Here is a 10,394-nt window from a genome sequence, read left to right as displayed (position 1 = left end):
GGCTGTACATCTGGGGTAGAGGTTCGCAGCGAAACCGGGGATGAATCTACGTCCCTCTGCCAATAATGTTCAGGGCACCGATAAGGGCGTTAACCTCTGCCCCACGTGGTGCCTACGGAGTCACTCCGAAGACCAGGGGTACCAAGGTGTAGACGGTGGCCATAACGATCACCAGTGCGATGAGGTTGAGCCACACACCCACCCTGACCATTTGTTTGATGCTGACCTCACCGCTGCCGAACGCCACCGCGTTGGAGGGGGTAGCCACGGGCAGCATGAAGGCCGAGCACACGGCCAGGGTGACCACGATGGTCATGAACAACGGGTCGATTCCCACGCCGATGGCCACAGCACCCATGATCGGGAAGAACGCCGCCGCGGTCGCGGTGTTACTGGTCAACTCGGTCAGGGCCAATCCGATGATGGCCACGGCACCCAGGATCAAGAACGTCGGAAGTGCTTCCAAGTTCGTGACTTGTTCGCCGATCCACGTGGAGAAACCGGTGGCGGTGAAAGCCACCGACAGGCTCAAACCGCCGCCGAAGAGGAGGAGCAGACCCCACGGGATCTCTTTGGCCGAGCTCCACTGGAGAAGGGCATGACCCGGAGCGGTGCGACCTGCCGGGATCAAGAAGCACGCAATGGCCGCGCCAATAGCTATCTGAGTGTCCGAGATATTGGCAACGAAGGGAATCGCGTTCGTCACGTGGCCGTTGTCCGAGAGGAACGGCACCGCGACCCACAGAACAATGGCCGTGAGGAAGATGGCGGCCACTCTCTTTTCGGCTTGCGACATGATGCCGAGGGAGTGGAGTTCCTTGTTGATCATGTCCGCTCCACCCGGAATCTCCTTCAGACTGGTGCGGAACACCAACTTAGTGAGAACCACCCAGGTGAGCGCGAGCATCACGATCGCGAAGGGAACGCCGACCATCATCCACTGACCGAAGGGGATGTCGAAGTCGTGGTTGGCCGCCAAGTACGCCTTCATCAGCGCCATGGGCGGCTGGCCGATCAGGGTTGCTGTGGAACCGATGGTTACGCCGTAGGCCACACCCAGCACCATGGACGCGGCGAACTTCTTGTCGACCAACTTCGGATCGATCTGACGGATCAGCTGCAGGACGGACACCGCGATCGGAGTCATGATGACTGCGGTTGCCGTATTGGACACCCACGCGGACAAGAACGCGGACGCGAGCATGAGACCTAAGACGATCTGTGCGGGCTTAGTTCCCACCACTTTGATCGTGTACAGCGCGATTCGCAGGTGGAGGTTGCTCTTTTCCGTGGCCAACCCCAGAATCACGCCGCCCATCACCAGGAAGATCACGGGGTCGGCGTAGGGCGCGGCCACGTCCTTCATGGCTCCCGCGTTCACTAGCGGGAACAGGGCAAGCGGCAACAGTGACGTAACCGGGATCGGAGCCGCTTCTGTCATCCACCATAGGGCCATCCACAACGCGATACCCGCAACCGCGCGCCCTTCGAAGGCCAGTGAATCGGGAAGAACAAAAGTCAGCAAGACCGCCAACGCGGGGCCGAGCAGCAGCGGGATGATCTTTTTGGGCCGTTTGTGCTCCACCTCCGGGGCAGTAGCTGTGGCGGTCTGACTCATGGGGCACCTGTGTCTCATTCGGCGGGGTGGAGTATCTGGTCACCCTATGGCCCGCGCCCATTTGCATCGCATTGTGAAGCGGTTGTCTCCTGGAGGCATCCATGGGCGACATCAAGCTCTGACCGGCAGAAATGAAATCTCAATGACTGTTCTGGTGCGCTGGAGTCTGCCTACGATGACCTGAATCACAGAGATTGATGGGGCGGGGAACGGGAATGATGGCAGCAAGAAGAATGTGCGTCACCACGGCGGCGATTGCACTGCTGCTGGGAGCTAGCGCTTGCGGTGATTCCGATGTCCAGCTGAGCCAGGAGCAAACCACCGCGCCGGAGAGCTCGGTGGAACCGTCTGAAACTTCTGCCAGTGAAGTCAGCTCAAGTGCTCAGGAGAGTTCCGAGCCCACACCTTCTGAAGCAGAGTCGGCAACGCCAAGGGCCGCAGAACGCCCGAACCGCTCCCGAACGCTGTCACCGTTCAAGAAGCCGGTTACGGAGGGCCAGCCCGCTTCCATTGCGGTTCCCTGCCCTGACCCGGTGGACGGTCACGGGTTGGTGGTCTTGGCGGGGGAGATCTCTTGCGGAGAAGCCGCGCAGCAAATGGAAGAGTACCTCGCAGCGCCCGTGGGCGGGAACGGCAATGCGAACCACCATCAGATCAACGGGTATGACTGCTCGATGCCCACGTATGCAGCGTCAATGCAACGTGGCTATTCCGCTGGGTGCATAACCAGAGACGAGAGTCGCGCCATCGCTCTGACTCGTGGGGAAGCCGTGGAACCCCACGAGGGGATTCGCGTGGATGCTGCTCCCTACAAAGCGGAACGGGGCATGTACCGATTTGCAGCTCAAACCGGTCCCGCCCAGTGCGTGGTGTTCATCTCCGAAGAGGTCATCCTGGGCATGCCTACCGCGGTGCACTGCATTGGAAAATCGACCCAGGTGGATGGGGAAACTCATACGAGCGCTACTCTCACTTCAGACCAAGCCCAGTCACAGTGGGAGCCCTCAATGCCCGGTGCACCGCAGATCTTCGCCAAGGACCCTCCCACGTTGGCTCCCGGCGAGGTCATTGTCCTGGGCGAGTTCTCCTGTACCTCCGAACGCCCGGATCAATTGCGCTGCGGCAACAACACGCACTGGTTGGGGGTTTCAGACATCAAGGTCAACGCGGGGTAGCCCTTTAAAAGCCTGATGTATGAATCCAAAGGTGGAAGGCGGGGTGCGGATCATGACATCTCGGGCAGAGGTTAACAGGGCTGTACATCTGGGGTAGAGGTTCGCAGCGAAACCGGGGATGAATCTACGTCCCTCTGCCAATAATGTTCAGGGCACCGATAACGGCGCTAACCTCTACCCCAGATGTTCACCTGGAAGCCAGGAGCGCTAACCTCTGCCCCGGATGTTCACGGGCCGATACGTGGGGACTTGTACGCGAGCTCGGAACCCGGCGACCCGGTGCCAGAGGTTCCAAGCCCCATGGCTGGCCCCCTACACCATGCCCCATCCCCCGAGGCCGCCCCCGCCTCACCCACTTGACCAACGTCACTCGGCATGGTTCGGCGAGTTTCTGTATTCTTTTCTCCGTGACATCTCAACTCTCCCGGCACGCGGCGTACTTCGGTGTACCCGCCTCCGCCGATGACAAGGAGTCGGACAGTCCGAAGAGGCTCAGTCCTCTTCCCCGATCCGGCACAGCCCCCAGCCCGCGCTGCATTGCAGCACCCATGTCGAGTGAGGTGGGCTGGTGCTGACAGCCTGGTTCCTCCTTCTCGTTTTCCTTCTCTTGGTTCTGGCCAACGCATTGTTCGTGGCCGTGGAGTTCTCGTTCCTCACCGTCGATCGGCAAGCGGTTCAGCGCGCCGAAGCGGAAGGTGACAAGCGCGCCGTCGTCATCGAACGCAGCCTCAAGAAGACGTCGACCAACCTTTCCGGTGCCCAATTGGGTATTACCGTGACGAGTTTGATGGCCGGTTTCATCACCGGCCCCGGCATCGGTGAGCTCTTACGTGGTGGTCTCGGCTGGGCCGGTATGCCCGACGCCGCGGCCACCGGTGTCGCCACCACGGCCGCGTTCATCGTGGCAACCTTCACGCAGATGGTGTTCGGTGAGCTGGTCCCCAAGAACTGGGCCATTGCGGACCCGATGCGCGTGACCCACGTGGTGGTGTACCCGCAGAAAATCTTCATGGTCCTGTTCGGCTGGTTGGTCAAGGTCCTGAACGGATCCGCGAACGCCGTGTTGCGCTTCCTGGGCTTCACACCCACGGAAGAAGTGGCCAACGCCCGTACCGCCGCCGAGCTGGCAGCCGTGGTGAACCGCTCTGGCCGCGAAGGCACCCTGGAAGCCGGAACCGCCGAATTGGTGGCCCGCTCCATCGAGTTCGGTGAGCGCACCGCTGCTGACGTGATGCGCCCGCGCCCGCGAGTGACGTTCTTAGAATCCGATGACACCGTGGAGCACATGCTGCTCACCGCAGCGGAGACCGGTCACTCCCGTTTCCCCGTGATGGGTGAGTCAGTGGACGACATCGTGGGGATCGTGCACTACACCCACGCCTTGGCCGTGCCGTTCGAGGAGCGCTCGACCAAGCGCGTGGCCGATATTGCCGCCCCGGCGGATGTCGTCTCGGAGTCCATGACCCTGGACCCCCTCATGCGCAAGCTGCGCGGCAAGGGTCTGCAAATGGCCATCGTGGTGGACGAATACGGCGGCACCGCCGGCATCGTGACCCTGGAGGACCTCATCGAGGAAATCGTGGGCGAGATCGATGACGAGCAGGACACCCGGATCCAGCGCTTCCGGCGCACCCGTGACGGCGGCCTGGTGGTTTCCGGTCTGCTGCGCCCCGACGAACTCGGCGACGTGCTGCGGCTGGACATGCCCGAAGGTGAAGAGTCGGACACCCTGGGCGGGCTCATGGCCGAAGAGTTGGACCGGCTGCCTCACGTGGGGGACACCCTGACCTTGGAAGCTGTCGACCACACACACCGTGACGAGGACGACCTGCCCACCAAGGCCAACATCCATCTGGAAGTGGTCCGCATGGATCAGCACCGCGTGGACCGGATCCTGGTGCGCCGTGAAGGTGGCGACCCGGACGAGCAAGGTGGCTCCACAACCTCCACCGAGTGGAAACCCCCGGCGGGCAGGAATGATCCTCTGGGTGGCGAACCGCGGCAGCCCGAAACCGCCGAGGAATTCCAGGCGGCGCAGGCCGGACTGCAAGGCAACCCCTCGTTCCGTCGCGATGACGACGTCTCGGTCGAGGATCCCCGAGAGGAGCAGCAGCGATGACCACCAGCACCGCCATTATCGTTCTCATCCTGTTGCTCGCGGGCAACGCATTCTTCGTGGCCAGTGAGTTCGCCATGGTCTCGGCCCGCCGCGACCAGCTGGAACCCAAGGCCGCGGAAGGCTCCAAGACCGCTAAATATGCCCTCAAGGGCATTGAAAACGTGTCGACGGCGCTCGCGGCCACCCAGCTCGGCATCACCGCGTGTTCACTGCTGATCGGTGCCGTGGGCGAGCCCGCGATCGCGCACCTCATCGAGCAACCGCTCGAGTACTTCGGTGTGCCCGAAGCGTTGCTGCACCCGATTGCCCTGGTGATCGCGCTGTTGATCGTGACGTTCCTGCACATGGTGCTGGGAGAGATGGTTCCCAAGAACATCGCGATTGCTGTACCGGGCCGCTCGGCCATGGTGCTCGGGCCCATCCTGCACGGGTTCGTCATGGTGTTCCGCCCGTTTATCTGGATCATGAACGAGACGGCCAACCACCTGGTTCGTTGGTTCTTCCGCGTGGAGCCCAAGGACGAGGTCGCGTCGTCGTTCACGTCCGAGGAAGTTCGCGGGTTCGTGGCCGAATCCGGCCGCGAGGGTCTGCTCGACAACGACGAGATCCAACTGCTCACCGGCGCGTTGAACTTCGAGAACATGACCGCCAAGGATGTCGCGCTGCCCCTGAGCGGCATGCGCACCGTTCCGAGCGACATCACCGCCGCGGGTATCGAGTTGATGTGCGCGGAGACCGGCTTCTCGCGATTCCCGGTGCAGGACCAGAACGAGCGCCTCATGGGCTACATCCACACCAAGGACATTCTGGGATTGCCGGAGCAGATGCGTCACGTACCCATCCCGGCCGCATCGATCCGTCGGTTTGCGCGCGTGGCCCCGCAGGACAAGTTGCGCAAGGTCACCCGCACCATGCAGGCCGACGGCGCTCACTTCGCCCTGGTGGGCGAGGTCGCCAGGGATTCCCGCACCACGGACGAGTCGGTTGACATCGTGGCCCTCGAGGACGTGTTGGAGGAGCTCGTGGGTGAAGTCCGAGATGCCACGAGCAAGCCGGTCGCGGACTGACCTGCCACTCGAGAGCAATCCGAGCAACCGGGGCAGTCGAATCAATCGATCGGTGGATGACCCGTCCGCAACCGCACTTCCATAATGGTGTGACATCAGTTCTGTGATCCCAGGGAGAAACATGCCCAGCCAGTCAGCTTCAGCAGCATCCGGAGAGCGCGTGAACAACGCCGCGAATCCGAACACCAGCACGTCTCCGACCGACACGCCGCGCGTGAGCCCCCGGGGTCTCTACCGCGTGGTGGCCACCTCGGAGATGATCACGTGGGCGTTGCTGATCGCGGCCATGATCGGCAAGTACGCACTGGGTGCACCGGACTGGACCATGCGGATCGCAGGCAGCATCCACGGCTTCGTGTTCCTGTCCTACTGCGTGTCCACCGTGGTCGTGTGGACGGATCAGCGCTGGCCTGCGCCCAAGGGAATTCTGGGCCTGCTCCTGGCGGCCGTTCCGTTCGCAACGGTTCCCTTCGAACGTCACGTGGACCGTAAGGGTCTGCTGTCGTCGCAGTGGCGTGTGGCTCCGGCCGGTGGCGCACCGCAGAACGGCCAGGAACCCGCTCGCACTGCTGCCGAGCGGCTCCTGGCCGTGATCCTGCGCTGGCCGATTCTCTCGGCCGTGATCTTGGTGGTGTTCGTGGCCCTGTTGTTCACGATCTTGCTGAACGCAGGCCCGCCCACCGAGTGGTTCAACTAGGGATTACCCCGCCAGAGCTGCTGAGCGGCCCGGCACACTCCACGACTTGCCGTTGAGCGACACGCTGCGGTGGGTGTTGGTCGGGTTCACCAGTACGTAGCGGTTGTTGGACAGCTTGCGCACGAGCACCTGGTTCGAGGTGGAGCGCGCACCCGTTCCGTAGACCCCGTTGTTCACGGCGTCCCGCAGCTCACGGACGCCAGCGGCATTGGGGTTCACGGAGCGGTCCGTGACCCTCTCGGCCAGGCCGGTGTTGCGAGCGATCTGGTCCTGGCAGTTCTCGACCTGCGGGATCACGGCCTTCACGCCGCGCGCGCCCGAGTCGCGGGTCAGCAGGGTCTGCCCCAGCAGCATCCGGTAGTCGCGTTCGCGGCGAGTATCGGCTGCCCTGGCCACCGCGGTATTTCCCGCCTTGAGGCACTGTGCGCCACCGTTGATGGCCTTGCCCTGGCCGTAACCTGCGGCACCCACGGCCCGCTTCGAGACTGCGTAGTCATGGTTCAGGATCGGCATGCCCGCGGCGGTGAGTTGGCGATTCACGTCCGCGGACTTCCTCAGGTATGCGGTGGACAGGGGAGAGCCATTGCGGTCCTGCGTGCTGAACTCGCGCATCGCAAAGTCCACCGCACCGGTGCGCGCCAGTTCATTGGCGCGGGCCACGTTGGAGGGCTTCTCAGGGTAGATGCCGAGGTTCACGGCCAGGGGAACATCGCGCTTGAGGCGGTTGTCCAGCTGGCGATTGACGCTGTCGACCACGGCGGTTGCACGGCGCGCGTAAGCATTGTCATCCGCCCACGGACCCCACTTACCCACGTAATCCATGTCCTGGCCGTGTCCGGCGGTCATCGCGACGTCGTCGAAGAACACACCGTCGAACTTGGCCGGGCGCGCCTTGGTCACACGACCGGGCAACGACGGCGCTTGGAGCAGCTTGGCCGCGGCGGTTGCGCACGCGTCCGCGTACCCATTCGAGAGGTTGGAAATGGTCGAGTAGTTCCAACCGGGGTAGGTGGCCATACCCATCGAGTTGGTGGCCACGCGGGAGTTCCGGGGAATAACGCCGAACTTGCGGCCGTCCGACGAGGGGTCCGCACACGTGCGTTGGAAGGCGCCGTTCTCGGGACTGCGCTCGGACATGGCGCCCAGGTTCATGTAGGCGTAGAACGTGGTGCCGGGGTTGGCGGCCTTCATATCGGCCAGCGTGCACTCGCCGCGGCCACCGGCCACCGCAACGGTGGGATCGACGATGGCGTCGGAGACCTTGCCGACGAGCTGGCCACCGGGGCACAGCTGCTGTGGCTGTTGGAAACCGTGCAGATAGGCCGGCGCGGTGCCGGAGGGCGGTGTCGGCGCGGTGGGTGTGGTCGGAACCGGAGCGGCCTGAGCGGGCATGGTGGTTGCCACCAACGTGAGCAGGGCGGTCATGGTTCCGGCAATGGACAGGGATCGGCGCGAAGTACGCGAATGTTGGGATCTGAATCGCATGCCAAAAATGTAACGAAACAGTAACGAATGGGTGTGACTAGCAGGTATGTTGCGGATGTCTCTTTAGTACGCATTCTGATGAAAGCTCAATGAGCCCTTCATCAAGTCACTCATACTCGAGCACGACGACCCTTGGCACGAAAGCTCGCTACCCTCGGATCGATGGCACTCCACGTACGGCTCGCGCGCTGGGCAGAAGAACACCCCCACCTCAGTAATGCCCTGCTGATGGGTGGTGGGATCATCTTTTCGCTGTTCTTCATGACTGCCGGAGCGCTGGACGCAGGCAAGAGTTTTTGGTGTGCCGCGGTGGTGGCACTTCCGTTGTTCTTCCGGCGAGCGGCACCCGTGGCAACGGCCTTCGCCGTGGGGGTTCTGGCCCTCGGCGTGCTGGTGTTGTTCAATGTCGCCGCCATCGGGCTCTGCATGTGGGCCGTCCCGTGCCTGATGTACACGGTGGCGGTGCGTGCGTCCAAGAAGAAGCGACGCACGGTCCTGATCGCCGCGCTGTTGGGGTGCTTGGTGTTCGCCCTCATGTGCCGCAGATGGTTCTTCGTGTTCTTCGAAGACGGCACGGTCCTGGAATGGGTGCTGGCGTCCTTGATGTTCTTCGTGGTGAGTGCGTTGTTCGTGATCGTCGCGTTCCTCGCGGGAGATTTGGCGCGAAACCGCTGGCGCCGTCGTGAACAACTCGAGGACCGGGCCCGCCGCCTCGAGGTGGAGCGCGAGCAAGAAGTACGGATCGCCGCCCAGGATGAACGCACGCGCATCGCCCGGGAAATGCACGATGTGGTCGCGCACTCGCTGTCCGTGGTGATTGCGCAGGCGGACGGCGCGCGGTACGCGGCGGCGTCGAACCCGGACGTGGCCGCGCAGACTCTGGAGACGATCGCCGAAACTGCACGCGGGTCGTTGACCGAGATGCGCAAATTGCTGGGCGTGCTGCGTACCGATGACGAGACCGAGACCAAACCCGTGCCGCAGCTCGGCGACATTCCCGAACTGGTTCAGTCGGTGAAGGCCGCGGGTCTCCCCGTGCAGTTCGCTGAGAAGGGCACGCCCGCACTCAGCACCGGAGCGCAGCTGAGCCTCTACCGTGTGGTGCAAGAGGGGCTCACCAACGTCCTGAAGCACGCGTGGCAGGCTTCGTCCGTGCGCGTGTCCATTGAGCACCGCCCGGATTTTTCGTGGGTGGAAATCATCAATGACGGCGCGGGGGGTAACGATTCACCCCGCGCGCCGGGCGCCGGTCACGGGTTGCAGGGCTTGCGTGAGCGTGTGGCTCTGTACGGTGGGGAGATGACGGCGGGTCCACACGCGACTCGATCGGACGTATTCGTCGTTCAGGCCACCATTCCCACGGACATCCCCACGGAGGACGCGTGAGTTCCACCCCCGCAGAGCCCACCGCCGCATCGCGAGTGCTCATCGTTGACGACCAACCTCTCGTGCGCGGCGGTTTCCGCATGCTCGTGGATTCCCAGCCGGATCTCACGGTCATTGGCGAGGCCGGTGACGGTCAGGAAGCCGTGGACTTCGTCGCGGCTGCTCTGGGGACGGACCGCGTGCCGGACGTGGTGCTCATGGACGTACGCATGCCCCGGCTCAACGGCATCGAGGCCACTCAGGCCATCCTTGCGGCGCACTCACAGACCAAGGTCATCGTGCTCACAACGTTCGATCTGGACGAATACGCCCTGGACGGCATTCGTGCCGGGGCCAGCGGGTTTCTCCTCAAGGACGCTCGCCCCGAGGAGTTGCTCGAAGCCATTCGCACCGTCGCCCGCGGGGATGCGGTGATCGCGCCCTCCACCACGCGTCGCTTGCTCGACCATTTGATTGCCGATTCCTCCAACGACGACGCCGCTCCCGCAGACGCCGCGCATGCGTCACCTACGGGGGTGGCCGGGAACGCAACGAGCCCGGGGCAGGTGCCCGCGGCGGCGTCGAATCCGTGGGAGAACCCGCGACTGGCATCGCTGACCGCGCGCGAGCGAGAAGTCTTCGAGCTCGTGGGGCGGGGGCTGTCCAACGCGGAGATCATGTCCGAACTGTTCCTCTCCGAGCCGACCGTGAAAACGCACGTGTCCCACATCCTGGCCAAGCTGGGTGCCCGCGACCGGGTGCAGGCCGTGGTGATTACCTACGAAACCGGAGTGGTCACTGCCTGACGGTGCCGCCTGAAACGCTCATGTGAAACGCCCCGCAAATTCGAGATTCGCGGGGCGTTTCG

8 protein-coding genes are annotated in these 10,394 nt (G+C 63.4%); 6 read left to right on the top strand and 2 right to left on the bottom strand.

The genetic code is table 11. The annotated features are described in order from the left end of the window. Positions 1-112: 112 nt before the first annotated feature. Positions 113-1,618 carry an SLC13 family permease gene (locus EWV37_RS14135; RefSeq protein WP_129702333.1) on the bottom strand — a complete coding sequence of 502 codons (1,506 nt, stop codon included), beginning with the start codon at positions 1,616-1,618 and terminating at the stop codon, positions 113-115. 770 nt (positions 1,619-2,388) lie between these two features. Here EWV37_RS14135 and EWV37_RS14130 point away from each other — a divergent pair. From EWV37_RS14130 to EWV37_RS14115, 4 genes are all read left to right on the top strand, one after another. Beyond that, positions 2,389-2,793 carry a hypothetical protein gene (locus EWV37_RS14130; protein WP_129702332.1) on the top strand — a complete coding sequence of 135 codons (405 nt, stop codon included), beginning with the start codon at positions 2,389-2,391 and terminating at the stop codon, positions 2,791-2,793. A 568-nt stretch (positions 2,794-3,361) separates the two neighbouring features. Beyond that, positions 3,362-4,912: a hemolysin family protein gene (locus EWV37_RS14125; protein ID WP_129702331.1), complete on the top strand. Its 1,551-nt coding sequence runs from the start codon at positions 3,362-3,364 to the stop codon at positions 4,910-4,912. Next, on the top strand, positions 4,909-5,979 hold the full coding sequence (locus EWV37_RS14120; RefSeq protein ID WP_095798482.1) for a hemolysin family protein: 1,071 nt from the start codon (positions 4,909-4,911) through the stop codon (positions 5,977-5,979). Before EWV37_RS14125 ends, EWV37_RS14120 begins: the two co-directional genes overlap by 4 nt. 121 nt (positions 5,980-6,100) lie before the next feature. Continuing rightward, positions 6,101-6,676 carry a DUF3817 domain-containing protein gene (locus EWV37_RS14115; RefSeq protein WP_311198964.1) on the top strand — a complete coding sequence of 192 codons (576 nt, stop codon included), beginning with the start codon at positions 6,101-6,103 and terminating at the stop codon, positions 6,674-6,676. Positions 6,677-6,679: 3 nt separating this feature from the next. On the opposite strand, the gene EWV37_RS14110 is transcribed toward EWV37_RS14115, so the two are convergent. Further along, positions 6,680-8,161: a hypothetical protein gene (locus EWV37_RS14110; protein ID WP_129702330.1), complete on the bottom strand. Its 1,482-nt coding sequence runs from the start codon at positions 8,159-8,161 to the stop codon at positions 6,680-6,682. 162 nt (positions 8,162-8,323) lie between these two features. Here EWV37_RS14110 and EWV37_RS14105 point away from each other — a divergent pair, with 162 nt between their 5' ends. Then, positions 8,324-9,547, top strand: a complete 1,224-nt coding sequence (locus EWV37_RS14105) for a sensor histidine kinase (RefSeq protein WP_129702329.1) — start codon at positions 8,324-8,326, stop codon at positions 9,545-9,547. An 80-nt stretch (positions 9,548-9,627) separates the two neighbouring features. After that, on the top strand, positions 9,628-10,332 hold the full coding sequence (locus EWV37_RS14100) for a response regulator (RefSeq protein ID WP_238663308.1): 705 nt from the start codon (positions 9,628-9,630) through the stop codon (positions 10,330-10,332). The last annotated feature ends 62 nt before the right edge of the window (positions 10,333-10,394 follow it).

Origin of the sequence: Kocuria carniphila (assembly GCF_004136555.1) — a bacterium.
GTDB lineage: Bacteria > Actinomycetota > Actinomycetes > Actinomycetales > Micrococcaceae > Kocuria > Kocuria carniphila.
The sequence above is the reverse complement of the archived record's forward strand: the minus strand, read 5'-3'. Positions and strand labels throughout refer to the sequence as shown.

Coding starts and splice junctions, on each gene's coding strand:
- EWV37_RS14135 (WP_129702333.1), bottom strand. CDS start 1,618: ATGAGTCAGACCGCCACAGCTACTGCCCCGGAGGTGGAGCACAAACGG.
- EWV37_RS14120 (WP_095798482.1), top strand. CDS start 4,909: ATGACCACCAGCACCGCCATTATCGTTCTCATCCTGTTGCTCGCGGGC.
- EWV37_RS14110 (WP_129702330.1), bottom strand. CDS start 8,161: ATGCGATTCAGATCCCAACATTCGCGTACTTCGCGCCGATCCCTGTCC.
- EWV37_RS14115 (WP_311198964.1), top strand. CDS start 6,101: ATGCCCAGCCAGTCAGCTTCAGCAGCATCCGGAGAGCGCGTGAACAAC.
- EWV37_RS14105 (WP_129702329.1), top strand. CDS start 8,324: ATGGCACTCCACGTACGGCTCGCGCGCTGGGCAGAAGAACACCCCCAC.
- EWV37_RS14100 (WP_238663308.1), top strand. CDS start 9,628: ATGCTCGTGGATTCCCAGCCGGATCTCACGGTCATTGGCGAGGCCGGT.